This is a genomic window from Gelatiniphilus marinus (genome assembly GCF_042684345.1).
In the GTDB taxonomy this organism is placed as follows: Bacteria; Bacteroidota; Bacteroidia; order Flavobacteriales; family Flavobacteriaceae; genus Gelatiniphilus; species Gelatiniphilus marinus.
This window is the reverse complement of sequence record NZ_JBHULK010000001.1, coordinates 86742-113156: the sequence shown is the minus strand read 5'-3', so window position 1 is coordinate 113156 and position 26415 is coordinate 86742. Positions and strand designations below refer to the sequence as shown.

Below are 26415 nucleotides of genomic sequence, written 5' to 3'. Positions count from 1 at the left end.
TTTTTATTAAATTTACCAAAACCCACTGCCTTTGGAAATTTTTAAAGACCTTTTAAAATTTACGGTTGTCGATCTTATCGATGTGTTTCTAGTAGCCATTCTACTCTACTATATTTACAAACTTGTAAAAGGTACGGTTGCCATAAACATACTTATTGGCATTATCATTATTTATTTGGTTTGGCGATTAACCGATTTTCTTGAAATGCAACTTTTAACCAGTATTTTTGGCGGTTTTATTAAAGTGGGTATTATTGCGTTAATTGTGGTGTTTCAACCCGAAATAAGGAAGTTTCTGCTTATGGTGGGCTCTACAAATTTTAGCAGGCGGCGCAAGTTTTTAAAACAGTTTAAATTTATAAAAACCGAGAACGAAAACACAACCAATGTAGATGCCATAGTTTCGGCCTGTGTTAAAATGGGCGCAACGAAAACGGGTGCCCTAATTGTTTTTGAACGGAACAACAATCTTGATTTTTTACTGTCTTCTGGCGATCAAATGAACATTAAAGTTACGCAACCCATTATTGAAAGTATATTTTTTAAAAACAGCCCATTGCACGATGGTGCGATTATAGTAAGTAACAATATTGTTAAAGCAACGCGTGTTATTCTTCCTGTAAACAACGAAAAAAACATTCCAAAACGTTTTGGTTTACGGCATAGGGCCGCTATTGGTATTACCGAAAAAACCGATGCACTCGCCTTGGTGGTTAGCGAGGAAACCGGACATGTTTCTTATTTTAAAGACGGGGAATTTGTGGTTTTTGAGAACACCAACGAGCTAAACGACATAATTAAAAAAGATTTGGCCTAAATGAACTGTAAAAATTGTAATACCGCATTATATAAAAACAGCAGCTACTGCTACATGTGTGGCGGCAAAGTGATACGCAACAGGCTCACGCTTAAAAATCTTTTTGAAAGTTTTAGCGAACAGTTTTTTAATTACGACAACAAATTCCTTCAAACCTTTATCAATCTTTTTAAAAAACCTGAAGATGTTATTGAAAGCTACATTAATGTCACCCGAAAAAAATATGTAAACGTAATTAGCTATTTTGCAATTGCGATAACCATTACAGGGCTCTACATTTTTATTTTAAAGAAATATTTTCCTGATAGTATTGATTACTCCATACTATCTCCAGAAGGACAAGAAGAATTTCAAGAACGAAATGTAAACTTCGTCCAAGAGAACATGTCGCTTTTTATGATGCTTTACGTTCCGCTTTATGCGCTAATAGCACGCATTTCGTTTGTTGGATTTAATAAATTTAATTATACCGAGCTGCTTGTGGTTTTTTTGTATCTGCAAGCCCAAATGTCTATTGTTACGGCTATAGCTAGCATCTTGTTTTCTTTGTTTAATGTTCACCAAGGCGTTTTGAGTTTGGTTTTTACGCCCCTAATGGTTTTATACACCGCTATATGCCTAAAACGTTTATATAGCTTAAACACCAAACAAATTATTTTAAGGACACTTTTGTTTGTGGCAGTCTTGCTGGTGGTTTTTGTAATAATTTCGGTAGTTATGGGAATATACATGTTTTTAAATGGCGATTTTCAGCAAATTATAGATACCCAAAAAGCCGCTAAAGGTAGTTAAGCCACTTCCTCTTTTAAAAACTGTACTTCGTAAAGGTTTCTGTTATACCCGTTTTCTTTTTTGAGTAGTCCGCAGCACATAATTTTTACTGTAATTTTGCATATTTATAATTAAAAGTTATAGCCTATCCTGAAAGTCAATTCAGCTGTGGTGTCCCAATTGTCACTTGGAATATTCAGAGATTTTCCAATTCCAAAACCAGATTCAAAACTCAAATGATTATTCCATACTTTTCTATAACCAATTTTAGGTATAAAATCTATACTCTCAACTATCGATACACTATCATCGCTTGAAATAACAAACCAATCTGGGTAATACCTTGACTTTATTCCTAAAAAGAACCCTGAATTATGAGCAATGCTCTTCCCTTTACGAATGCGTCTTTCTAAACTATAATACCATCGAGATTCAACAACTAAATTTGGAATTAAGGCAAATACCATTTCATCATTAGTAAATACCCCTTTCCTTAAACCTAAATCCAACCCAAATTCTCCTCGTAACGATATTGATGAAGTAATTTTGGTTTCATAATGTCCCCAAAATCCAAAAAGCCCTGTTTGTAAGCCAATTATTTTGTCCTCTATCGTTGGTAAATCATTATCCGTTTGAGCTTGCAAACTAAACAACGAAAGGGTTGCTATTAAAAAGAAAAGAATACTTTTTATACTTATAAATCTTTTGATCATTATTTCTTAAGTTTTTTTAATATTTTCTTTAAGCTTTTAACTATCATACCGTTAACATCTTTGACAAAATAAAAATTATCGTCTTCATCTTCTGTCATTTTTACTTTTGCTATAACTCTCCTTGAGTAAATAGTTTCTAAACTATTCAAATCGTAAATTTGCAATATAGTCTCGGTTATGTTCATATTATTAATATCTGCATTTTCAATTGCAAATGACAACATTTCATTCTTAACAACTCGCCCTCTTATGTTTATAAAATAGTGGTGTTTTACCGTATTTTTTAAGCGGTTTAGCATTAAGGTGTCTGGGTTTATAGGAACATAAGGCAATGCAATATTTTTTATACCTCTTGGAGTTAGCAAAGAATCTTTTAAATGCTTTGACAATTCTTTTCTTACTAATTTGGTTAATTTATCTTTTAAGGTAAATGGCACGTCCAAATCATTTAACACCCAAGTACCATGACCAAAATCTACACCATAAGGAGTGGAATCTATATCATGTACATAAGACGCAGATAAAACGCAAGAGCATAGCATAGACGAACAAATTACCAATATACTATATCGCCTAATTATTCTTCTTAATTTATAAACTACAGACATGTGTTTCATCTCCAATTATATCCTCTAGATCATCAATATCATCAATAATATTATCTGCATTGGATGATGTTTTATTAATAGACTGTTTTGATTTTAAGTAATTTCTATTAGGTTTATAAATCTCTTATATTCTATTAAAAATTATCTCTTCATTTTCCTCTGTAACTGGAGGTCTCAATGATAAAAATCCTTTTTCATAATATGGCTCAAGAAGCTTAAATAAAACCTCATTAGATGCACTAGCATTTTTATTAAACAACTCAGTAAGTTGCTGTTTACTGGTAAAACTAAGACGATTTTCAACTAATAAAACTTCTTCATTTTCATTAAGTGAATTCAATGACGAAGATATATTGTCATCTTTATGACAGGAGACAAGAATAATTACAGTAAGTAAGTTTAAAATTTTTCATAAAAGATAGTTTAAAGTTGTATTCTTAAAAAGACACTAAATATATTTAAACAAATCTAAGGTTATATTTACAAAACTAAATGAGGGAAAGCCACAAGCTAATTACGGTTTTTCCTTAAAACACTCTGTATCAAAGCAATAAATAAGTGTTTTTTTAATAAAAATAACTAATTCAAAGCTATCAATACACTTCCTCTTTTAAAAACTGCACTTCGTACAAATTTCTATAATACCCGTTTTCTTTTTTAAGCAACTGGTGGTGGGTGCCTTGTTCAACAATTTCACCGGCATCCATCACTAAAATTTTATCGGCTTTTTTTATGGTTGCCAATCGGTGTGCAATAACAATGGAGGTACGCCCTTTGGTAATTTTATCGGTGGCGTTTTGAATGAGTTGTTCTGAATAGGAATCGACCGACGAAGTTGCTTCATCCAACACCAAAATACTCGGGTTGGTAACATAAGCACGTAAAAACGAAATAAGTTGGCGCTGGCCCGAAGATAGCATCACACCGCGTTCCTTTACGTTATAATGATAGCCGTTTGGTAGGCTCATAATAAAATCGTGAATACCAATATCTTTTGCGGCTTGTTGCACATTGGCCTCGGTAATTTCTGGGTTATTTAACGTTATGTTGTTTAAAATAGTATCGGCAAATAAAAACACATCTTGTAAAACAACGGCTATTTGGGTGCGTAAAGAATTTAAAGTTACTTCTTTAATATCTATACCATCAACAGCAATAACACCATTTTTTATTTCGTAAAAACGATTCAGTAAATTTATAATGGTAGATTTTCCAGCGCCAGTGGCCCCAACAATGGCTATGGTTTCGCCAGCTTTCACATTAAATGAAATGCCTTTCAAAACGGCTTCGTCTTCAACATAACTAAAATGCACATTTTTAAATTCAATATCGCCTTTAAAATGCTCAGCAATATGGGTTCCGGTATCGTCAATCTGCGAGGTGGTATCTATTACCTTAAACACTCTATTGGCAGCTACCATTCCCATTTGCAGGGTATTAAATTTATCGGCCATTTGCCTAAGCGGCCTAAACAACATGGGAATAAACATAATAAAAGCTATTAATGTACCTTTGGTTACGCTGCCTTCCAGCACCACGTTTAAGCCACCGTACCAAGCCACCAAACCAATGGTAATCGAGCCCGATAAATCTGCTAACGGAAAAAAGATAGAGTTGTACCAAACGGTTTTTAACCAGCCTTTTTTATGGCGTTGGTTTATGGCTTTAAATCTTTTATACTCTGTGGTTTCACGGGTAAATAATTGCAAGATTTTCATGCCTGTTAAACGCTCTTGCACAAAGGAATTTAAATTAGAGACTTCGTTCCTCACTTCCTCAAAGGCTTTTTTCATGTATTTCTGAAAAACACGAGTTGCATACAACAGCAAAGGCAGCATAACAAATACGATTAAACTCAGCTTTAAATTGGTGTAAACCATAAATCCGAAAACGACAAGCATGGTAAGCAGGTCTCTAAAAATCATAAACAAGCCTTGGCCAAAAATATCGGCAATACGCTCCATATCGGTTACGGTTCTTGTAATAAGCAGGCCAACAGAAGAATTATCGTAATACTTCATTTTAAAGCGCAACAGATGATTGAAGAGTTTAACACGAACGTCCATAACCAGGTTTTGCCCTAACCAAGCCGCATAATAAATAAAGGTTAATTGAAATAGGGTTTGAAAAATTAAAACCACCAACATAACGGTTATGTAAAACAGGAATTCATCTGGGTTTGAGCCGGCAATACTATCGTCTATTGCAAACTGGGTGATCTTGGGTGTTGCGGCTCCAAAAACCGCCAATAATATAACCAATAACAACAGTCCAAAAAACACTGTTTTATAGGGTTTTATATATTGAAAAAGACGCGCAAACAATTTAACGTCGAAAATATGTTCTTTGTTTTTAGCCATTTACAATTTTATATGGTCTGGATATTCAATTTTAGTTAAATACAAGCCCTGTGCGGGTACCGAAAATCCGGCTTCACTCCTATTTTTAGATGCTATAATTTGCTGTAAATCTTCAACTGTTGTTTTTCCTAAACCAATGTTTACCATAGTTCCTACAATGGCACGCACCATATTGCGCAAAAACCTATCGGCTTGAACCGTAAATTGGAGTTCGGAATTTACTAAAACCCATTCAGCCTTCATTATTTTACAATAATACGTTTTTACATCGGTATTGCTTTTAGAGAAGCATTGAAAATCTTTATAATTACATAAAATTTTTGAAGCTTCATTCATTTTTTCAACATCTAAAATCTGCCTTACATAAAAGGTCTGGTTGAAGGTAAATACATTTTTTTTTGTACTTATTCTGTACAAATAAGTTCTGCTCAATGCATTAAAACGCGCATGGGCATCTGCCTTAACTTTAAAGATATTATGTACCGCAATATCTTTTGGTAAAAACGAATTGAGTTTAAATATTACATTATCCACATCCAAATCTTTATTAAAATCAAAATGCGCAAACATTTGCGAGGCATGCACTCCGGTATCGGTTCGCCCTGCGCCCATTACAGAAATAGGTATTCGCAACAATGTAGATAAAGCGCTTTCTAAAACCTCTTGAACCGTAAGGGCTTTAGGCTGAATTTGCCAACCGTGGTAGGCACTACCATTATAAGAAAATTCTATAAAATATCGCAATTTGTGTTTATACTTTGGTATGCTGGCAAAGATAGACAGATTTGTTACTTTATTTAAAACAGTTGTCTTAATTAAATACTAAAAGATTATTTAGTGCTACTTTGCCTGCTAAACCCACAAGTTTAACTTAATAACAGCTAAAAACTATACTTGTCTTAAAATTGATGTATTGGTGCTTCAATTAGATTAACAATACCTGTTTTATATTTTTCGTGCTCATATTCTAAGGTTTCTAAAATAATAATTTACTTTTGCAGCATTAATACACTATTATGAGTCAAGAAGTTTCAAAGCGTTATGCGCAACGTGGTGTTTCGGCATCAAAAGAAGATGTTCACAATGCCATTAAAAACATTGATAAAGGATTATTTCCAAAGGCATTCTGCAAAATTGTTCCAGATTATTTAACAAATGATAAAAACTATTGTTTGATTATGCATGCCGATGGCGCGGGAACAAAATCGTCTTTGGCCTACATGTATTGGAAAGAAACAGGCGATATTTCGGTTTGGAAAGGCATTGCCCAAGATGCATTGATAATGAACATAGACGATTTATTATGTGTTGGAGCTACAGACCATATCATGCTGTCATCAACCATTGGGCGTAACAAAAACCTAATTCCCGGTGAGGTTATTTCGGCCATTATAAACGGCACCGAAGAACTACTTGAAGATTTAAAATCGTTTGGTGTTACCATACATTCCACGGGTGGCGAAACTGCCGATGTGGGCGACTTGGTACGCACCATTATTGTGGACTCTACCGTTACCGCAAGAATGAAACGCAGCAATGTAATTGACAATGCCAATATTAAAGCGGGCGATGTTATTGTAGGCTTAGAAAGCTTTGGGCAAGCCACTTACGAGAAAGCCTATAACGGCGGCATGGGAAGCAACGGGCTAACATCGGCAAGACACGATGTGTTTAGCAAATATTTGGCTAAAAAATACCCTGAAAGTTTTGATGCCTCGGTACCAGAAGAGCTAGTGTATTCTGGCGGTGTTAAATTAACCGATGTTGTAGATAATTCGCCCATTGACGCTGGAAAATTAGTATTATCACCAACACGCACATACGCACCAATAATAAAAGAAATACTATCGCATTACAATGCCGAAACCATTCACGGCATGGTACATTGCTCTGGTGGTGCACAAACAAAAATACTCCATTTTGTAGATGAGTTCCATATTGTAAAAGATAATATGTTTGCCATCCCGCCACTGTTTAAATTAATACAAGAGCAAAGCAAAACCGATTGGAAAGAAATGTACCAAGTATTTAATTGCGGGCACAGAATGGAACTTTACATAAGTCCAGAAATTGCAGATCATATTATATCCATATCAAAATCCTTTAATGTCGATGCCAAAATAATTGGACGGGTTGAAGCATCAAAAACTAAAAAACTTACAATAAAATCTGAGTTTGGGGAGTTTAATTATTGATTTTAATCCTTTTTATTACATTGGAATGGTTTTTGATAAAAAATCGTAATTCAATTATATCCAACCTAATCATGAAAAAATCGCTTTTAGCTTTAGTTTGTTTATGTGTGCAATTTGCATTTTCACAACCAGATTCGTTATTTATTAAGCCTGATGCTCCACAAAAAGAACCTAATTACATAAGACCGGAGTGGACCCAAAAAAACAAAGCAACCTTCGATTTAAACGAAGTTGCTTTTGTTAACTGGAATGCTGGTGGTAGCAATTCTATATCTGGCTTGGTCGGTATTAGATCCGAAGCAAACTACAAAGACAAATATTTTTTCTGGAACAACAATATCTCCTCACGCTACGGCATAAATAAGCAACAAGGTAAGGAAGTTAGAAAAACAGACGATTTATTCGAAATTAATTCTAACATTGGCTACAAGCCAAACGAAAAATCCAATTGGTTCTATTCTGCACGACTAAATTTTAAAACACAGCTTGCCAACGGTTATAAGTACCCCAACACAGACGCCCCTATCTCTAGGCTAATGGCCCCCGGATACCTGTTTTTTGGTGGCGGTATGGAGTACGGCAAAGATATAGAAGAGCTGTCTTTTTACTTCTCGCCAATAACCTTAAAAGCTACTTTTGTTTTAGACGAAGCCCTCGCAAACGCAGGTGCTTTTGGTGTAACCCCTGCGGTTTTAGACGAAAACGGAAATGTAATTATAGAAGGAGAACGCTCAAGAAAAGAAGTTGGTATTTTACTAACAAACAGCTACAAAATGCAAGTAGCCGAAAACATAACCATGGTGCACCAAGTAAATTTATATACCGATTATATAAACAACTTTGGCAATGTTGATATGGATTGGAAAGTAGATTTCGATTTTAAAGTAAATAGTTTCATGAGAGCTACTTTTGGTTCGCATTTGAAATACGACGACGACATTAAAACTTCGGTACCCTCTGAAATTGAAGGCGAGTTCGATGAAGCGGGCGCCAAAATACAATGGAAACAGTTTTTAGGCATTGGATTTGCCGTAGATTTTTAAAAACCAAAATACAAAATCTATTTTAAAAACTTGTTAACTTTTTAATGTTGATAAATTATCAACAACCTGAAAACCAGATACTTAACCTGTTTTACTTGTAAACTTCCTGATTTTTATCATGCTCTAAGTTGAAAATTTTTAGTTAATTTATGGTCTGAAAAAAATAATCTGTACTGAACTAAAAACTTAAATCAACTTATGAAAGCAAACCTCACCAAAAAACCACCAAAAACCTATACACAAGACGATGCTTTTAATGCTGCATTAAAATACTTCAAAAACGATGATTTGGCAGCACGCGTATGGCTTAACAAATATGCCCTAAAAGATTCCGAAGGCAATATCTACGAGTTAACACCAAACGACATGCATCGCAGAATAGCAAAAGAAATTGCTAGGGTAGAAACCAAATACGCCAATCCGCTGAATGAAGACGAGATCTTCAACCTTATTAAAGATTTTAAATACATCGTGCCACAGGGCAGCCCCATGGCAGGCATAGGCAACCCCTATCAAATCGCCTCGCTTTCAAACTGCTTTGTAATAGGAAACTCTGGCGACTCAGATTCTTATGGCGGCATCATGAAAATAGACCAAGAGCAAGTACAGCTCATGAAACGTCGTGGTGGTGTTGGCCACGATTTATCGCACATTCGCCCTAAAGGCTCTGGTGTAAAAAATTCCGCTTTAACATCAACAGGTATAGTGCCATTCATGGAGCGTTATTCAAACTCTACAAGAGAAGTAGCACAAGATGGCAGACGTGGAGCACTTATGCTATCGGTTTCTATTAACCACCCAGATTCTGAAGATTTTATTGATGCAAAACTAGAACAAGGTAAGGTTACCGGTGCAAACGTATCGGTTAGAATTGACGATGAGTTTATGAAAGCCGTAAAAAACGGAACTCAGTACACCCAAAAATACCCAATATTTTCCAACAACCCCAAAGTATCAAAAACCATTGATGCCAATGCCATTTGGAAAAAAATAGTACACAATGCATGGAAATCTGCCGAACCCGGTATTTTATTTTGGGATACCATAATCAATGAGTCGGTACCGGATTGTTACGCCGATTTAGGCTATAAAACCGTATCAACAAACCCTTGTGGCGAAATTCCATTATGCCCTTATGATTCGTGCAGATTATTGGCCATCAACCTGTTCTCGTACGTAGATAACCCATTTACAGAAAAGGCTTCGTTTAATTTTGAATTGTTTAAAAAACACGTCGCTTTCTCACAGCGTATAATGGACGACATTATAGATTTAGAGCTTGAAAAAATCGATAACATTTTAAAGAAAATTGATGACGACCCAGAATTAGATGAAGTAAAAGCCACCGAGCGCAACCTATGGATTAACATAAAGAAAAAAGCCCAAGAAGGCAGAAGAACCGGTGTTGGCATAACCGCAGAAGGCGATATGCTAGCCGCTTTAGGGATTAAATACGGCAGCAAAAAAGGCAACGCGTTTTCTTTAGAAGTACATAAAACCATTGCTATCGAGGCTTACCGAGCATCGGTACACTTAGCCAAAGAACGTGGTGCATTTTCAATTTTTGATGCCAATCGCGAAAAAGACAATCCGTTTATCCAACGCCTAAAAGAAGCCGACAGCAAATTATATTATGAAATGCTGGAATATGGCAGACGAAATATTGCGTTATTAACCATTGCGCCAACAGGCACCACGAGTTTAATGACACAAACCACCTCGGGTATCGAGCCCGTTTTTATGCCCGTTTACAAACGCAGAAGAAAAGTAAACCCGAACGATAAAGATGTACGTGTAGATTTTGTTGATGAGGTTGGCGATTCCTGGGAAGAATACGTGGTATTCCACCATCGTTTTAAGCAATGGATGGAAGTGAACAATATAGATACATCTAAAAACTTTTCACAAAGTGAAATAGATGAACTTGTTAAAAAATCACCTTACTATAAAGCCACATCAAACGATGTGGATTGGTTGAGCAAAGTGAGCATGCAAGGCGCCATACAAAAATGGGTGGACCACTCCATTAGCGTAACCATTAATTTACCAAACGATGTAAGCGAAGATTTGGTAGGCGATTTATACCTAAAAGCCTGGGAAGCAGGCTGTAAAGGCGTTACCGTTTACAGAGACGGATCGCGCTCAGGTGTTTTAATTTCTAACGAAGAAAAGAAAGAAGAAACCGACGATAAGCTAACCGCTTTCCCAACAAAACGCCCTCAAATTTTAGAGGCCGATGTGGTTCGTTTTCAAAATAACAAAGAAAAATGGATTGCTTTTATTGGTTTGATAGACGATAAACCTTACGAAGTATTTACCGGTCTTGTTGATGACGAAGATGGCATATTAATACCGCGTTGGGTTAACCAAGGTTTGATTATTAAAAACAGAAATGAAGATGGCACGTCGCGTTACGATTTTCAGTACAAAAACAAAAGAGGCTATAAAACTACTATTGAAGGCTTATCGCATAAATTCAACCCAGAGTTTTGGAACTATGCGAAACTGATTTCCAGCACACTGCGCCACGGTATGCCCATCGATAAAATTGTCGACTTAATTAATAGTTTACAATTAGACAGCGAATCCATTAACACCTGGAAAAACGGTGTGGTTCGTGCGTTAAAGCGCTATGTTGAAGATGGTACACAGGCCAAAGGGCAAAAGTGCGATAACTGTAAATCGCAAAACTTAATTTACCAAGAAGGCTGCTTAACCTGTAAAGATTGCGGCTCTTCTAAATGTGGATAGCCGTTACATTTTAACTATAAAAAGGTTTTCTAAAAGTATAAAAAAACCATTTTTTTGTCATATTGGTTGCAGTCGAAATGCTAAAGCATAATGTTTTCGACTGCGCTCAATGTGACATTTGGGATTACTTTTTAGATAACCTTTTTTATTATAAAGCGCCTAAACTTAAATATTTATAATCTTCAAGCTCTGTTATATTATTAATAAGTTTTGTATGGCCGCCTTTAATGAGATAAATATCATCTGAAACATCAATAATATGCCGATACATATGGTCTGTGATTATAATCGTTTTATGTTGTTTTTCATCAGAAATTAACGCTTTTACTTTATCAATATGCAAAGGTGCCAAATGTGAAAAAGGTTCGTCTAATAAAACAATTTTTCTATCACTTTTAAGAATGACATAGGTTTCAATTACCCGACGTTCTCCACCCGATAATTTGTTGAAATTCGTGTTTTTGAAAATTGAAAACGATTCGAAATTTGTAATAAATTTTTCCCAAGACACTTTGAAAAGTTTAAAGGCGGTTTTAACTTTTATTCTATTGGGAATAAAATGATGCTGAGGCAAATAAGCAACTGTTTTTGTTCGGTAAAGCGGTTTTAAAATAGGCTTGTTATTTATTCTTATAAGCTTGTATTTTGGTTTTAAGTTCCCGAAAATGATGTTTAGCAAACAACTTTTTCCGCATCCGTTGCTTCCTAAAATCCCAGTGGTTTTCCCAGTTTCAGCTTTTAAATAAATACCATTTAGAATACGCTTTTCTTTAAAATAAAGTTCAACATTATCTATTTCCAAAATCATAAAAACTCTTTAAAAATTAAAAGAAACGGGATACTAAAAAACAAGTCAATAAGGTATAAAAAAGCAAAGAGTTTTAATGTAGAAATGCCTAAATTTTTATAAAAGACAAGCATTCTTTTTGAAGTTGTTTCTTTAATAAGATACCATAAAAAGAACACTAAAATTAACTTTATAATCAAAACTAAAAGTATGTCGCTTTTGCACCACCAAAGTAGTAGTGGATTTAGTATAAACGATAGTAACATGAAGCGTTTATAAAAAACAAATATGGAAAATAATTGCTGCATAAGTACTTAAATAACGCACATAGCAAAAAAATATTCTAATAATTAAGTTATATGAACCGTTGGATAATACTAAAAATTCATAAATTATCGTATTTTTGGCATCAATAAAATAGGCAGATGTTAGAGAAATTACAAATAGTAAAACAACGTTTTGATGAGGTTAGCGATTTAATTATCCAACCCGATATTATTACCGACCAAAAGCGTTATGTCGAGCTAAATAGAGAGTACAAAGACTTGCGGATTCTTATGGATAAGCGCGAGCAGTATATAGAATTTACCAATAATTTAGCTGAAGCTGAAGAGATTATTTCTGATGGAAGCGATGCAGAAATGGTCGAAATGGCCAAAATGCAATACGACGAAGCCAAGGAAGGTATCGCGAGGTTAGAAGAAGAAATTAAAGTCCTTTTAATACCCAAAGACCCCGAAGACGCTAAAAATGCGGTAGTAGAATTACGCGCAGGAACGGGTGGTGACGAAGCCAGTATTTTTGCGGGCGATTTGTTTAGAATGTACAACAAATATTGCGAAAGTAAAGGTTGGCGAGTTGATACCGTAGATTTTAGCGAAGGCACCAACGGTGGTTTTAAGGAAATCCAGTTTGAGGTTTCTGGCGATGATGTTTACGGCACGTTAAAGTTTGAAGCCGGCGTACACCGTGTACAACGTGTACCACAAACCGAAACCCAAGGGCGCGTGCATACCAGTGCCGCTACCGTAATGGTGTTTCCTGAGGCCGAGGAGTTTGATGTGGAGATTGATCCAAAAGATGTGCGCATCGATTTTTTCTGTTCGTCCGGTCCAGGTGGGCAATCGGTAAACACAACCTATTCTGCGGTACGTTTAACGCACGAACCTACAGGATTGGTGGCCCAATGCCAAGACCAAAAATCGCAGCATAAAAACAAGGAGAAAGCATTTAAAGTGTTGCGTTCGCGTTTATACGAAATGGAGTTGGCAAAAAAGAATGCTGAAGATGCAGAGAAGCGAGGAAGCATGGTGTCTTCGGGCGATAGATCGGCCAAAATCAGAACCTATAATTATTCACAGGGGCGTGTTACCGACCACAGAATTGGTTTAACACTTTACGATTTAAGCAATATTATGAATGGCGATATTCAAAAAATAATAGACGAACTCATGTTAGCCGAAAATACAGAAAAATTGAAGGCTAATGATGATGTGATTTAGAATCGTAACAATCCCGAGAGTTATCGGACACAAATTTTTAGTTTGTCATTCCTGCGTAGGCAAGAATCTAAAAAATGAAAAAATATTTAATTTTTATAATTTTAATTTCATCTTTTGGTTTTAAAACTCAACATAATCAAGAGGAGTTAGGTTTCAGACAAGAACTAAAAAAAACATTCATTGAAGGTCCAAGTCGTGAAGACTGTTTAGAAGAAATATCGAAGCTAGAAGACAGATATTTAAAGCATGTTAAAAATTTAAAAGGTATACTTGGAATGAAGATGTGTTTATAGCTTCTGTTGAAATATCTGATGTTAAAAAACTTAAAATATCTCTTATTCCTTCTGGAAAAGGGTGTGATTTCAGGATAGGTTTAATTAAGTTTACCGTTTCAAAAGAATTTTCATATCACGAAAATAAAACCGAAATTATTGATGATTTTATTTGGGTATCGAAATTACTTCGCAATAAAAAGGAGTTCAGAACGGTAGAGAAAATTCTAAATGAAAAAAAAGACGCACTTATTGGAAGTTATCAAGATGATAAATTTATTTCTCTGTTTCCAGAAATTGATGAAGATGGAATAGAAAAAGATAACGAATATTTACAAACTTTTATGGCTTACTTCGAAAAGGAATTGAATACAAGTAAGTATACAATATTATACTTTTTTAAATGACAACAAATCAACTCGTTCAGCAAATCAAAAAAAAGCAATCCTTTCTTTGTATTGGATTGGATGTCGATTTAAATAAAATCCCGCCGCATCTTTTAAAAGAAGACGATCCCATATTTGCATTTAATAAAGCCATTATCGATGCAACACATCATTTATGTGTAGCTTATAAACCCAACACCGCTTTTTATGAAGCATACGGTTTAAAAGGCTGGAAATCTTTAGAGAAGACCATTCGTTATTTAAACGAAAAACACCCCGAAATTTTTACCATTGCCGATGCCAAACGCGGCGATATCGGAAACACAAGCACCATGTACGCCAAAGCTTTTTTAGAGGATTTAGCCTTCGATTCTGTTACGGTTGCGCCTTATATGGGTAAAGATTCTGTGGAACCCTTTTTAGCTTTTAAGGACAAACATACCATTCTTTTAGCTTTAACCTCAAATCAAGGGGCGTTCGATTTTCAAACCAAATCAATTGATGGAAAGGAGTTGTACAAACAGGTTTTAGAAACCTCGAAAACTTGGGAGAATTCTCAGAATTTAATGTATGTTGTTGGTGCTACAAAAGCAGAATTTCTAGCAGATATTAGGCAGATTATTCCAGATAGTTTTTTGCTGGTTCCAGGTGTTGGTGCACAAGGCGGTAGTCTTAAAGAAGTTTGTAAATACGGTATGAACACTCAAGTAGGATTACTTATTAACTCTTCTCGTGGAATTATTTACGCTTCTAAAGAAACCGATTTTGCACAAGCTGCCGCACTAAAAGCAGAGGCACTTAAAAAAGAAATGGAAACAGAGATAAAACGTTATTTATCTATCGATTAATTTTTTAACACTGCATGTATTTCAACCCCTCGTAAACCACAACACTCACGGCATTTGCTAAATTTAAGCTTCTAACATGGGTACTATACAATGGTATTTTATACAGTTTATCTGGATGCGTTTCGGTTAGCCATTTGGGTAAACCAACCGATTCTTTTCCAAATATTAAGAACATATTATCTTTAAAAGGAATATCCCAATGGTTTTTAGTGCCATGGCTGGACAAGAACGCAAAATTTTCATCTTTATTTATTTCGAAAAATTGCGCGATATTATCATAATAGGTGACCGACAAATGTTGCCAATAATCTAAACCAGCACGTTTTAACCTGGCATCGTCAATTTTAAAGCCAAAGGGTCTAACCAAGTGTAATTTTGAGCCCGATGCCAAGGCCAATCTACCAATATTACCCGTGTTATTTGGTATTTCGGGCTCTATTAAAACGATATTTAAAGCCATTAGTTTAAAATTGTTTCAACAAATTTATCAATACTATCAATGCCTTCTTTGGTAACATGCTTTACAAAAGCACTGCCAATAATAGCTCCTTTGGCGTATTGCGTAGCTTGTGTAAACGTATCGTTGTTACTTATTCCAAAACCTATAATTTGAGGGTTTTTCAAATTCATTTCAGCAATACGTTTAAAATACTGTGTTTGTTCTTCACCAAAACCAGCTTGTGCGCCTGTGGTACTGGCACTGCTTACCATATAAATAAATCCGTTTGAAACCGAATCTATATATCTTATACGCTCTTCGGTGGTTTGTGGTGTTATTAAAAATACATTAATCAACCCGTATTTCTTGAAAACAGCTTGATACTTTTCATGGTAAACATCAACAGGTAAATCTGGAATTATTAAACCATCAATTCCGGTTTCTTGGCACTTTTTACAAAACGCTTCCACACCGTATTGAAGCATAGGGTTAAAATACCCCATAATGATTAAAGGGATACTCACCGTTTTTCGAATGTCTTTTAATTGATTAAAAAGCAGCTCACTGGTCATACCGTCTTTTAAAGCCTGTGTAGAGCTGGCTTGAATAGTGGGGCCATCGGCCAACGGGTCGCTAAAAGGCAAGCCTATTTCTATCATGTCAACGCCGTTTTTCTCCAAATTCTGGATAATGGGAACCGTGTCGTTGGTGTTTGGATATCCTGCTGTAAAGTATATGGATAATAACTTTTTATCTTCTTGTAGCTTCTTTTTAATGCGATTCATTTTTATTTTTATTTTGGGCGTTACCGCAAGGGTCGGGCTTTCACTACTCGCTCCCTCCTGCGTCGGGGAGCTCAAACATGCCGTTCAATCCCTAACGCATGAGTAACATTAATAATTTGTTTTGTCATCTTGAACTTGATTCAAGATATTATTATATTTTTCTCTATTCATTTTTTCCTTGATGAAAAAACGAACCAAAAAAATCATATCAATCTGAGGAAATTCCTGTGGAACATTCGCTTTAAAAACGCCATGCTTGAAGCTGCGCTTCGCAGTTGCGTTTTTCGCTCATTATTTCTGCATATTGATGATTCCGACCATGTCGGAAAAAAGGACTTTCCTTTTTGTTAATTTTCTTCTAATTCTAAATTTATAGTTTTCTTAATTCTTAATTCTTAATTCATTAGTTCTGGTTTTGCGTTAGGGATTGCAATGAAAATCCCACAGCGAGGTACGAGCGAGGAATTGCAATGAAAAGCCCGACCCTTGCGGTAACGCCAATAATTTATATGTTAAAATACTCAATATAATTCTCTAAATCTTTATCGCCGCGACCCGATAAACTCACCACTACAATATCGTCTGGTTTAAAGGTTTTATGCTCGAAAATAGCCAAAGCGTGCGAACTTTCAATAGCTGGGATAATGCCTTCTAGTTTGCATAAATCCAGACCAGCCGTCATGGCATCATCGTCTGTAATAGCTATAAATTCGGCACGTCCAGTTTGGCATAAATGGGCATGCATGGGACCAACTCCAGGATAATCTAATCCTGCCGAAATGGAATAAGGCTCGGTTATTTGTCCGTCGTTAGTCTGCATCAGTAAGGTTTTACAACCGTGAATAATGCCTTCTTTGCCTAAAACCGATGTGGCTGCACTTTCGCCAGAATCGACACCTAAACCTGCGGCCTCCACAGCGATAATATTCACGTCTTTTTCGTGTAAATAGTGGTAAAAGGTACCAGCAGCGTTACTGCCACCGCCAATACAGGCCACAACATAATCTGGGTTTTCTCGACCTTCGTGTGCGTTTAATTGCCATTTAATTTCTTCTGAGATTACCGCTTGAAAGCGCGTTACCATATCTGGATAAGGGTGCGGACCAATGGCTGAGCCAATAATGTAATGCGTGTTTACAGGGTTGTTTATCCAATCGCGAATGGCTTCGTTAGTGGCGTCTTTTAAGGTGCGACTTCCAGACATGGCAGGCACTACTTTTGCGCCTAACATTTTCATTCTAGCCACGTTTGGCGCTTGTCGTGCAATATCGATTTCACCCATATAAACAATGCATTCAAGACCCATTAAGGCACAGACCGTAGCCGTTGCCACACCGTGTTGTCCAGCGCCGGTTTCGGCAATAATTCGGGTTTTACCCAAACGTTTTGCCATAAGGATTTGACCAATGGTGTTATTTATTTTGTGCGCCCCTGTATGGTTTAAATCTTCACGTTTTAAATAAATCTTGGTGTTGTATTTTTCTGAAAGACGTTTTGCAAAATAGAGCGGTGAAGGCCTGCCCACATAGTCTTTTAGAAGTTTATCGAACTCTGCCTTAAAATCTGGTTCGGCCATGATTTTTAGATAGTTTTGGCGTAATTCTTCTACGTTTGGGTACAGCATTTCTGGTATGTATGCACCTCCAAATTCGCCGTAATAGCCTTTTTCGTTTACGTTATAATTCATTTTTTTTATTTTTTATTTATGTTCATTTTGCCTTGATGCAAAAAGAACCAAAAAATCATATCAATCTGAGGGAATTCCTGCGGAACATTCGCTCTCGGAAATTCGTGCTTAAAGCTTCGCTTTGCATCTTCATTCCTTTGCTCACTATTCCTTCAGATTGATGATTCCGACGGTGTCGAAACTTGGGTATTGATTTTTTTGTTAAATTTATTTTTTATTTATGAGTTCTTTTACTTTTCTAAAATCTAAACTTGTTTGTTGTTTTTAAATGCGCTTAATTTCTCAATATCTTTTAATCCTGGTTCTATTTCAAATTTACTGTTTATATCGATAGCGTAACAATATTTTGAGGCTTTGCTTTGCCGAAAGGTCTTTAGATTTTCAATTTCTTCCAATCCTATACCACCGCTTAAAAAATAGGGTTTTGTGGATGGGTAATTGTTTAAAACATTCCAATTGAAGGTGTAACCGTTGCCTCCTGGTAATTTTCCTTTGGTATCGAATAAAAAGTAATCGCAAACGTCTTCAAAAGGTTTTAAAACATCAAAATTGAATTCGTCTTTAATTGAGAATACTTTGATGATTTCCAAATTTTCGTCATGGTGAGACTTTTTATGTAAGTCGTGTACATCTGGTTTTTGCGATGAGATGACGTCGTTGCTTTGCTCCTTGTAATGGCGTTTCAAGCTGTTACAATATTCTGGTGATTCATTGCCATGTAATTGAATGGCTTGTAACTGGTGCGTCTTTATTTTTTTTAAAACAATATCTAATTCTGCATCAACAAAAACACCTGTTTTTTTTATGGATTTTGGTATTTCTGGAATCTGATTTTTATCGAAATGCCTTGCCGATTTTTCGTAAAAAATAAAACCGAGATAATCGGGTTGCAATGCCGCAACTTGTTTAATATTATCTTGGTATTTCATGCCACAAATTTTAAGCCGGACCCTAGCCCTCTCCAAAGAAGCGGGAATTGATTGCGTTATATGTTGTTTCTTTTTATTCATCAGAGTAAAAGTTTACCACCTTTGGAGGAGTTAGAGGAGGCTTTTAATAAATTCTGTTGCGCTCGCTCCAGGGTTATCTGTTTTCATAAAATTTTCACCGATTAAAAAACCTTGATAGCCGTAGGGCTTTAATTCTTTTATAGCTTCAATACTGCTAATCCCGCTCTCTGATACTTTTACAAAATCGTCTGGAATAAGTTTGCTTAAGCTTTTGCTTGTTTCTAGACTCACCTCAAACGTTTTTAAATTTCTGTTGTTTACGCCCAACAGATCTAAACTTGGCATGATGGATTTTTGTAATTCTGCTTCGTTATGCACTTCTAAAAGCACATCGAGTTTTAAGCTTTTTGCTAATTCTGAAAATTGTTTTATTTCAGCCCTAGTTAAAATGGCAGCGATTAAAAGAATGGCATCTGCACCAAACGCTTTGGCTTCAAGTATTTGATACTCGTCGATAATAAATTCTTTTCGCAGCAATGGTAAGTTGCAATGTTCGCGAGCGGTAATCAAATCGTCTAAGGTGCCTCCAAAATAGATTTCATCGGTTAAAACAGACATCCCACACACGCCGGCAAGCTCGTAACCTATAGCAACATCTTTAACACTAGCCGTATTGTTAATTACTGATTTTGAAGGTGATTTTCTTTTAAATTCTGCAATAATACCGGTATTACTAGACCTTAATTTTTTTGATAATGAAATGGTTTTATGATTAAAAAAAGGTGTGTTTTCAAATACCTCGATAGGGATTAATTGTTTTTTTAAATCCACTTCTTTGCGCTTATCGATTACTATTTTATCTAATATATTCATGGGTTTTAGTATTTAATTTTTAGTCATCAACAATCTAAAATGACTGTTTTTTGACAACCAAAACGTTTAACGGCTTAACGCTATGAGTTTATCTAAACTGTTTTTTGCTTTTCCAGAAAGCAGCGATTCTTTTGCCAGCTCGAACCCTTCTTTATGACTTATTTGTTTTGTGGTGGCGATCGCTAAACCGGCATTGGCAAAAACAACATTGTTTTGTGCTTCAGTGCCTTTGCCGCTAATTATGTTTATAAATATTTTTGCAGCATCATCAATGGTGTTTCCTCCAAATATAGCGTCTTCTTGTATGGTTGCTACACCTAACTCTTCCGGTGCAAATAAGGTTTCCGATTGGTTAGAGATCACTTTGGTTTTTCCGGTGAGCGATATTTCATCATAGCCATCTAGAGCGTGTACAATGCTGTAGTTTTTATCTGTTTGCTGGTATAAATAGCCATATAAACGTTGTAACTCCAAATTAAAAACACCGACTACTTGGTTTTTAGGAAACGACGGATTTACCATAGGGCCCAACATATTAAAAAATGTTTTTACCCCTAATTCACGACGTATTGGCGCTACGTTTTTCATGGCTGGATGAAATAAAGGCGCATGCAAAACGCAAATACCTGCTTTATCGATAGTCTGTTTTAAGAAATCTTCGTCGCTAGAGAATTTAATGCCCAAATGTTCCATAACGTTTGATGAGCCGCAAGCAGAAGACACACCATAATTGCCGTGTTTTGCTACTTTAATACCTGCTCCCGCAGCTACAAAAGAAGATAGTGTTGAGATGTTAAAGGTGTCTTTGCCATCGCCACCTGTACCGCATAAATCGATGGTGTTAAAATCGTTTAAATTTATTGGAATACATAATTCTAAAAGGGCCGCTCTAAAACCTTGAAGCTCTTCAAGTGTGATACTTCGCATCATGAAAACAGTAAGAAATGAAGCGATTTGGCTTTGGTTATACAAACCGTTAGATATGTTTACCAAAACTTGTTTAGCTTCTTCGCTAGAGATGTTTTCGTGGTTTATTAATCTATTTAGTAGTTGTTTCATAAATAAAACTATATTTTCATTGCCTCGAAGGAGGGAATCTTAATATTTTTAGATTCAATTTGTAATAGATTCCCATCTTAATGGGAATAAAAATTAATTGTCTATCCAGTTTTTAAGCATTTGTTTTCCGTTTGGCGTCAATACCGATTCTGGATGGTATTGCACGCCTTTTACATCGAATATTCTGTGTCTTAACGACATGATTTGTCCGTTTTCATCAAAAGAAGTGGCTTCTAAACTATCTGGTAAGTTGGGGTGGACCACCCATGAGTGGTAACGGCCAACTTCTATATTTTTCTCTAAACCATCGAATAGAGATTCATCATCTACAGTAATGGTTGTTTTTGTGGAAACACCGTGATATACATCGTCTAAATTAATAAGCGCACCTCCAAATACTTCGGCAATGGCTTGTTGCCCTAAACACACGCCCAAGATGCTTTTAGTTGGGGCGTATTTTTCTATAATCGGTTTTAGTAAACCAGCCTCGTCTGGAATGCCTGGACCTGGTGATAGCAGTATTTTGTGAAAAGGTTCAACCTCTTCTAGGGTTAATTTGTCGTTTCTAATTACGGTAACATCACAATTTAAATCTTCTAAGTAATGAACAAGATTGTATGTAAAACTATCGTAATTATCTATTACTAATACTCTCATAAAGTTTTATTTTTTGTTTCCGCGAATGCGGAAATCTTTTTAAATCATTCTTTTATTTCAAAAACAGCTTCAACTTTCTAACTCTATATGTCTTCAGCCAATTTAATAGCATGCGTTAGCGCGCCTAGTTTATTATATACTTCTTGTAATTCGTTTTCTGGATTCGATTTAGAGACTACTCCCGCACCGGCCTGCCAATGCAGATGGTGGTTTTTACTTAAAAAGGTTCGAATCATTATGGCGTGATTAAAATTGCCGTTAAAATCCATGAAACCAATAGCACCGCCATAAAAACCTCGACTTGTTTTTTCGTATTGCTCAATAAGTTGCATGGCACGATGTTTTGGCGCTCCGCTTAACGTACCTGCAGGAAAGGTATCTGCAACAACCTGCATGGTTGAGGTGTCTTTATGTTTTTGCCCTGTAACCTTACTTACCAAATGGATCACGTGCGAAAAAAACTGAACTTCGCGGTAAGTGTCTACGGTGACTTGACTTCCGTTCCGGCTTAAGTCGTTTCTTGCTAAATCTACTAGCATAACGTGTTCGGCATTTTCTTTATCGTCTTTGGCCAATTGCTTGGCTAATTCGGCATCTTTTAAATCGTTTCCTGTGCGTTTAAAGGTGCCCGCAATGGGATGTATTTCGGCTTTGCCGTCACTTACAATAAGTTGGGCTTCGGGCGAGCTACCAAATATTTTAAAGTTGCCGTAATCGAAATAAAACAGATAAGGCGAGGGGTTTATGCTGCGTAAAGCACGATATACATTAAACTCGTCGCCTTTAAAGGCTTGAGTGAAGCTTTTTGAAAGAACCAATTGAAACACATCACCTCGGGCACAATGTTTTTTGGCTAATTCCACATGGTTTTTATATTCGGTATCTGTTAAATTGGATGTTATTTCTCCGTTGGACGCAAAATTATAAGACGCAAAATTTTTGGCTTTTATTAAATGAAGAATAGCATCAATATTACTTTCACTATTAAAACAATGTGCAAAAATATAAGCTTCGTTTTTAAAGTGATTTATAGCAATAATATTTTGATAAACTGCGTAATAAACATCTGGAATGTTTAATGACTTTACTTTTTTTGAAATTTCTACATCTTCAAAATACCTAACCGCATCATAAGCGATGTAACCAAAAATCCCATTATTTATAAACTTGAAATTTTTATCTGAATCTGCTTTAAATCGTTTTGTGAATTGATGGATTTCTTCGGATACATTTGTCGTTTCATCGATATTTTTTGAAACCGAGCTACCATCGGGGAATGTTTGCGAAATCGTCTCATTTTCTACCTTAATAGAGGCTATAGGGTTAAAGCAGATATACGAGAAACTGTTGTCGTTGGCATGATAATCGCTACTTTCCAACAAAATACTGTTGGGATATTTATCCCTTATTTTTAGATAAATACTTACAGGCGTAATGGTGTCTGCAAGAATTTTTTTGTAGTGTGTGGTGAGTTGATACATATTTTTAATTAAAAAAAGGCTTGTCGTGAATGACAAGCCTTTTTTTTTGATATTTTTAAATTTTAAATATACTAAGGGTTTACTTCACGAACGTAAGTTTGTAAGGCTCCACCACCAAGTATGATTTAAAATTGAGTTCATTATTTTTTGTTTTTACTTTGCCAAATATAGAAATGAAAATAATATTACACAAAACTTTAGTCTGTTTTTTAATTAAATGTTTGTTAAACTAGAATATTTTAAACTAACTATTATTTAATTTTATACTTATGAAATTTAAACTGCTAATTATTGCGATATTAATAACGTTTAGTTGCGCCAATAAAAATAAGAAAACCGAAACTGCTGTTGAAATTAGTAAAAAGGAAGTAACAACTACTTATAAAGCTGATGAAAACATAGATTTAGAAATTTACAATTATGCAAGTTTCGAGAAATTCTTAAATAAAAAAGACGGCAAAATTTATGTAATTAATTTCTGGGCAACGTGGTGTGCACCTTGCGTTAAAGAATTGCCATATTTTGAAAAACTAAATGCCGAATACAAAAACAAAAATGTTGAAGTTATTTTGGTAAGTTTAGATTTTCCGCATTTATACGAAAAAAAACTAAAGCCTTTTATAAAGGAAAAACAATTAAAAGCAAAAGTGATTGCTCTCGATGATGCCGATATGAATTCGTGGATTCCTAAAATAGACAAAAACTGGTCTGGCTCTATTCCGGCAACGGTTATTTATAAAAATGACAAGCGTAAATTTTTCGAAAAATCTTTTAACTATGAAGAGCTTGAAAGTGAAGTCAATAAATTTTTTAAATAAAAAACATTATGAAAAAGACAATTAAATTAATTTCTGCATTAGTAATTGCACTCTCATTAAGTGCTTTTTCAATAATTAAACCAAACAGTGGCGAAGGCTACAAAATAGGCGATATTGCCGAAGATTTTTCGCTAAAAAATATTGACGGGAACATGGTATCGCTATCAGATTATAAATACGCCAAAGGTTTCATTATCACATTTACTTGCAACACTTGCCCCTACTCCGTAATGTACGAAGACCGTATTATAGCATTAAACAACACCTACGCCAGCGAAGGCTACCCCGTAATTGCCATTATGCCCAATAACACCAAAATAAAACCTGGCGATAGTTTTGATGCTATGAAACAGCGCGCCCAAGAAAAAGGCTTTACATTTCCGTATTTAATTGATGCGCAACAAACGGTTTACCCCAAATTTGGAGCTACAAAAACACCGCACATATTTATATTGCAAAAAACAGATAAAGGCAATATGGTTAAGTACATTGGAGCCATAGACAATAATTACAAAGACGCTTCGGCAGTAACCGAAAAATACGTAGAAAATGCTATTGACGCGATACTGAATGGCAAAGCCTTTTCGCCAACCGAAACCAAGGCCATTGGCTGCTCGATTAAGGCTTAAAAGTGAAATTTTTTATTTCCGCGAAAGCGAAATTACAAATCTAAAATATAGGAATCCGAGGTTTTATACTTCGGATTGTTTTTTAACCATTATTTAATAAGATGTATTAAATTTGCAGAAATTAAATATAAAAAACATGGAACATTTAAGTCAAGACGAATGGGTTTCGCAGTTAGAAAATGACGATAACGCCGTAATTATTGATGTAAGAACAGATAATGAGGTTGCCGACGGGATTATTGCAAACGCTATTCATATAGATATATATAAAGGTCAAGAATTCGTTAATGAATTAGAAGCATTAGACAAAGACAAAAACTACTATGTATATTGCAGATCTGGTAACCGAAGCGGACAAGCCTGTAATATTATGGATCAACTAGGTTTCGAGAACGCCTACAATCTTGAAGGCGGTATTTTAGAGTGGGAAGGCGATCTTGTAGATTTAGATTAATAGCATTAAATGAAAAGATTATCGATTCTTATAGCGATTTTTATAGCGGCAACCACTTTTTACAACTGCAACAAATCGTTAAAAAGTAATACCCATATTATATCGCCAAAAGAAACACAAACCCTTTTGCAAAACCATAACGTGCAATTAATTGACATAAGAACACCAAAAGAATTTAAAACAGGTCATATAGAAAATGCACAAAACATAGATTTTTTATCTCTTGATTTTTCTGAAGAAATAAAAAAACTAAACAAAAAACAACCGGTAATTATTTACTGCCGTTCCGGGCGAAGAAGTGCCCTAAGTACAACAAAATTCCTTGATGCCGGTTTTACCGAAATATACGATTTACAAGGCGGTATAATTAAATGGAAAAAGCAAGGATTTAAAATACAGAACCACCCGAAAAGCTCTCGAAAATGAGAGCTTTATTTTTATAGGCCTATTTTGCAAGCAAATATTTAGTATATTTGAAATACTCCAAATGGCGAGCCTTCATCTTAAATGATTGCAAAATCATTTACTATAAAAAAAAACAATTTCTCCCCTATTATTTTTTATTAGCAGCCTGTATAATAGTTATACAGTTAATATACCAACCAATAATTTTAATGATGATAAAAAAAACAATTTCAGTGATGGCTGTTATTGCTATGGTTTTTAGTGCCACGGTAACAGCAAACGCCCAAGAAGACAAAACCTACACCATGTGGGAAAACATTATGTTAACTCCAGACAACACCAAATTAAAAGTGTTATCAGAAAACATGAGAAAACACAATGCCAAATACCATAACAAAGCACCTTACAATGCAACCGTTTATAATATCGTTTCTGGACCTAATTCTGGAAAGATTATATGGCAAATGGGACCCATGCATTATAAACATAACGATTCGCGCCCAAGTGAAGGCGGACACGACGAAGATTGGAGAGACAACGTAATGCCGTTTATAAAAAAAATAAATACCATCGAGTATTGGACCCAAGACGATAAATTATCTAATACCAGTATGTTACAAGGAGATGGTATAAATTATCCGCTTTTATTTGTAAGAGTTGGAGAGATTGAAAAGGACCAAGTATCATCCATAAGTCTGTTTTATAAATATGTAAGTAAAACGGTTAAAGCTATGGATGGTGTTAATCCTTGGGGATTGTATTATAATGAATTTAGGCAAGGCAACTTAGGGCGGCATGTGGCTTCGGTAAGTTTTTATAAAAATTGGACCGAGTTTGATGAGGAAGAAAATAATTTTAAAAAAACCTTTGAAAAAGTTCACGGCGAAGAAAATTGGCAAATGTTTATAGATATGGCCAACCGAACGTTCTCGAATTCCTGGGATGAAATATGGTCTTACAACAAACACATGAGCGGACACTAAGCAACTGCTTTAAGAAGGCTCTAACCTGCTTAAAAAACCTTTGGTGCTTTATGCATTTCAAAGGTTTTTTTGCTAAATATTTCTTTTAACTTCTTTTTGAGCACTTTAACTTTTTTATTTTTCGATACATTCCTTTTTTTCT

The 26415-nt window shown here is 35.4% G+C and carries 28 protein-coding genes; 14 read left to right on the top strand and 14 right to left on the bottom strand.

Annotation, left to right across the window (positions count from 1 at the left end):
• Positions 1 to 31 precede the first annotated feature (31 nt).
• Positions 32 to 817, top strand: coding sequence for a diadenylate cyclase CdaA (gene cdaA / locus ACFSQS_RS00520; RefSeq protein ID WP_388012433.1), 786 nt, complete (start codon positions 32 to 34; stop codon positions 815 to 817).
• Positions 818 to 1609 carry a DUF3667 domain-containing protein gene (locus tag ACFSQS_RS00515; protein ID WP_388012430.1) on the top strand — a complete coding sequence of 264 codons (792 nt, stop codon included), beginning with the start codon at positions 818 to 820 and terminating at the stop codon, positions 1607 to 1609.
• A 110-nt stretch (positions 1610 to 1719) separates the two neighbouring features.
• On the opposite strand, the gene ACFSQS_RS00510 is transcribed toward ACFSQS_RS00515, so the two are convergent.
• The 5 genes from ACFSQS_RS00510 to truA all read right to left on the bottom strand — a co-directional run bounded on the left by ACFSQS_RS00510 (position 1720) and on the right by truA (position 6013).
• The gene (locus ACFSQS_RS00510) at positions 1720 to 2301 is read right to left on the bottom strand and encodes a hypothetical protein (RefSeq protein ID WP_388012427.1); all 582 of its coding nucleotides are present in this window, start codon (positions 2299 to 2301) and stop codon (positions 1720 to 1722) included.
• Positions 2301 to 2909 carry a hypothetical protein gene (locus ACFSQS_RS00505; RefSeq protein WP_388012424.1) on the bottom strand — a complete coding sequence of 203 codons (609 nt, stop codon included), beginning with the start codon at positions 2907 to 2909 and terminating at the stop codon, positions 2301 to 2303. The genes ACFSQS_RS00510 and ACFSQS_RS00505 overlap by 1 nt, the downstream gene beginning before the upstream one ends.
• 124 nt (positions 2910 to 3033) lie before the next feature.
• Positions 3034 to 3249 (bottom strand): hypothetical protein, encoded by a 216-nt coding sequence (locus tag ACFSQS_RS00500; protein ID WP_388012421.1) that lies wholly within the window; start codon positions 3247 to 3249, stop codon positions 3034 to 3036.
• 253 nt (positions 3250 to 3502) lie between these two features.
• The gene (locus tag ACFSQS_RS00495; RefSeq protein ID WP_388012418.1) at positions 3503 to 5269 is read right to left on the bottom strand and encodes an ABC transporter ATP-binding protein; all 1767 of its coding nucleotides are present in this window, start codon (positions 5267 to 5269) and stop codon (positions 3503 to 3505) included.
• Positions 5270 to 6013, bottom strand: coding sequence for a tRNA pseudouridine(38-40) synthase TruA (truA, locus tag ACFSQS_RS00490; RefSeq protein WP_388012415.1), 744 nt, complete (start codon positions 6011 to 6013; stop codon positions 5270 to 5272).
• 272 nt (positions 6014 to 6285) lie between these two features.
• Here truA and ACFSQS_RS00485 point away from each other — a divergent pair, with 272 nt between their 5' ends.
• From ACFSQS_RS00485 to ACFSQS_RS00475, 3 genes are all read left to right on the top strand, one after another.
• Positions 6286 to 7464, top strand: coding sequence for an AIR synthase related protein (locus tag ACFSQS_RS00485; RefSeq protein WP_388012412.1), 1179 nt, complete (start codon positions 6286 to 6288; stop codon positions 7462 to 7464).
• 71 nt (positions 7465 to 7535) lie between these two features.
• A complete protein-coding gene (locus tag ACFSQS_RS00480; protein WP_388012409.1) occupies positions 7536 to 8507 on the top strand; it encodes a DUF3078 domain-containing protein in 972 nt (323 codons plus the stop codon).
• 198 nt (positions 8508 to 8705) lie between these two features.
• Entirely contained in the window at positions 8706 to 11258 is a 2553-nt protein-coding gene (locus ACFSQS_RS00475; protein ID WP_388012406.1) for an adenosylcobalamin-dependent ribonucleoside-diphosphate reductase, read from the top strand.
• Positions 11259 to 11406: 148 nt separating this feature from the next.
• Here the strand turns inward: ACFSQS_RS00475 and ACFSQS_RS00470 are convergent, their stop codons facing one another.
• The gene (locus tag ACFSQS_RS00470) at positions 11407 to 12066 is read right to left on the bottom strand and encodes an ATP-binding cassette domain-containing protein (protein WP_388012403.1); all 660 of its coding nucleotides are present in this window, start codon (positions 12064 to 12066) and stop codon (positions 11407 to 11409) included.
• 404 nt (positions 12067 to 12470) lie between these two features.
• Here ACFSQS_RS00470 and prfA point away from each other — a divergent pair, with 404 nt between their 5' ends.
• From prfA to pyrF, 4 genes are all read left to right on the top strand, one after another.
• Positions 12471 to 13547: a peptide chain release factor 1 gene (gene prfA / locus ACFSQS_RS00465; RefSeq protein WP_388012400.1), complete on the top strand. Its 1077-nt coding sequence runs from the start codon at positions 12471 to 12473 to the stop codon at positions 13545 to 13547.
• Between the two features lie 74 nt (positions 13548 to 13621).
• A complete protein-coding gene (locus ACFSQS_RS00460) occupies positions 13622 to 13840 on the top strand; it encodes a hypothetical protein (RefSeq protein ID WP_388012397.1) in 219 nt (72 codons plus the stop codon).
• Entirely contained in the window at positions 13831 to 14226 is a 396-nt protein-coding gene (locus tag ACFSQS_RS00455; RefSeq protein ID WP_388012394.1) for a hypothetical protein, read from the top strand. The genes ACFSQS_RS00460 and ACFSQS_RS00455 overlap by 10 nt, the downstream gene beginning before the upstream one ends.
• Positions 14223 to 15053: an orotidine-5'-phosphate decarboxylase gene (gene pyrF / locus ACFSQS_RS00450; RefSeq protein WP_388012391.1), complete on the top strand. Its 831-nt coding sequence runs from the start codon at positions 14223 to 14225 to the stop codon at positions 15051 to 15053. Before ACFSQS_RS00455 ends, pyrF begins: the two co-directional genes overlap by 4 nt.
• Positions 15054 to 15057: 4 nt before the next feature.
• Here the strand turns inward: pyrF and ACFSQS_RS00445 are convergent, their stop codons facing one another.
• From ACFSQS_RS00445 to ACFSQS_RS00410, 8 genes are all read right to left on the bottom strand, one after another.
• Positions 15058 to 15513 (bottom strand): tRNA (cytidine(34)-2'-O)-methyltransferase, encoded by a 456-nt coding sequence (locus tag ACFSQS_RS00445; RefSeq protein ID WP_388012388.1) that lies wholly within the window; start codon positions 15511 to 15513, stop codon positions 15058 to 15060.
• Entirely contained in the window at positions 15513 to 16277 is a 765-nt protein-coding gene (gene trpA, locus ACFSQS_RS00440) for a tryptophan synthase subunit alpha (protein WP_388012385.1), read from the bottom strand. The genes ACFSQS_RS00445 and trpA overlap by 1 nt, the downstream gene beginning before the upstream one ends.
• A gap of 505 nt (positions 16278 to 16782) precedes the next feature.
• A complete protein-coding gene (trpB, locus tag ACFSQS_RS00435; protein ID WP_153268235.1) occupies positions 16783 to 17964 on the bottom strand; it encodes a tryptophan synthase subunit beta in 1182 nt (393 codons plus the stop codon).
• A 245-nt stretch (positions 17965 to 18209) separates the two neighbouring features.
• Positions 18210 to 18893, bottom strand: coding sequence for a phosphoribosylanthranilate isomerase (locus ACFSQS_RS00430; protein WP_388012381.1), 684 nt, complete (start codon positions 18891 to 18893; stop codon positions 18210 to 18212).
• Positions 18894 to 19004: 111 nt separating this feature from the next.
• Entirely contained in the window at positions 19005 to 19787 is a 783-nt protein-coding gene (gene trpC, locus ACFSQS_RS00425; protein ID WP_388012378.1) for an indole-3-glycerol phosphate synthase TrpC, read from the bottom strand.
• 66 nt (positions 19788 to 19853) lie between these two features.
• Entirely contained in the window at positions 19854 to 20846 is a 993-nt protein-coding gene (gene trpD / locus ACFSQS_RS00420) for an anthranilate phosphoribosyltransferase (RefSeq protein ID WP_388012375.1), read from the bottom strand.
• A gap of 93 nt (positions 20847 to 20939) precedes the next feature.
• Positions 20940 to 21503 carry an anthranilate synthase component II gene (locus ACFSQS_RS00415; protein ID WP_153268239.1) on the bottom strand — a complete coding sequence of 188 codons (564 nt, stop codon included), beginning with the start codon at positions 21501 to 21503 and terminating at the stop codon, positions 20940 to 20942.
• A gap of 83 nt (positions 21504 to 21586) precedes the next feature.
• Complete coding sequence (locus ACFSQS_RS00410) at positions 21587 to 22984, bottom strand: anthranilate synthase component I family protein (protein ID WP_388012371.1); 1398 nt, start codon at positions 22982 to 22984, stop codon at positions 21587 to 21589.
• A 269-nt stretch (positions 22985 to 23253) separates the two neighbouring features.
• Between ACFSQS_RS00410 and ACFSQS_RS00405 the strand changes: the two genes are divergently transcribed.
• From ACFSQS_RS00405 to ACFSQS_RS00385, 5 genes are all read left to right on the top strand, one after another.
• Positions 23254 to 23802, top strand: a complete 549-nt coding sequence (locus ACFSQS_RS00405; protein WP_388012368.1) for a TlpA family protein disulfide reductase — start codon at positions 23254 to 23256, stop codon at positions 23800 to 23802.
• A gap of 8 nt (positions 23803 to 23810) precedes the next feature.
• Positions 23811 to 24431 (top strand): thioredoxin family protein, encoded by a 621-nt coding sequence (locus tag ACFSQS_RS00400; protein WP_388012365.1) that lies wholly within the window; start codon positions 23811 to 23813, stop codon positions 24429 to 24431.
• A gap of 136 nt (positions 24432 to 24567) precedes the next feature.
• On the top strand, positions 24568 to 24885 hold the full coding sequence (locus tag ACFSQS_RS00395) for a rhodanese-like domain-containing protein (RefSeq protein ID WP_388012362.1): 318 nt from the start codon (positions 24568 to 24570) through the stop codon (positions 24883 to 24885).
• A 9-nt stretch (positions 24886 to 24894) separates the two neighbouring features.
• Complete coding sequence (locus ACFSQS_RS00390) at positions 24895 to 25311, top strand: rhodanese-like domain-containing protein (protein ID WP_388012359.1); 417 nt, start codon at positions 24895 to 24897, stop codon at positions 25309 to 25311.
• Positions 25312 to 25499: 188 nt separating this feature from the next.
• On the top strand, positions 25500 to 26273 hold the full coding sequence (locus tag ACFSQS_RS00385; RefSeq protein ID WP_388012356.1) for a hypothetical protein: 774 nt from the start codon (positions 25500 to 25502) through the stop codon (positions 26271 to 26273).
• Positions 26274 to 26415 lie beyond the last annotated feature (142 nt).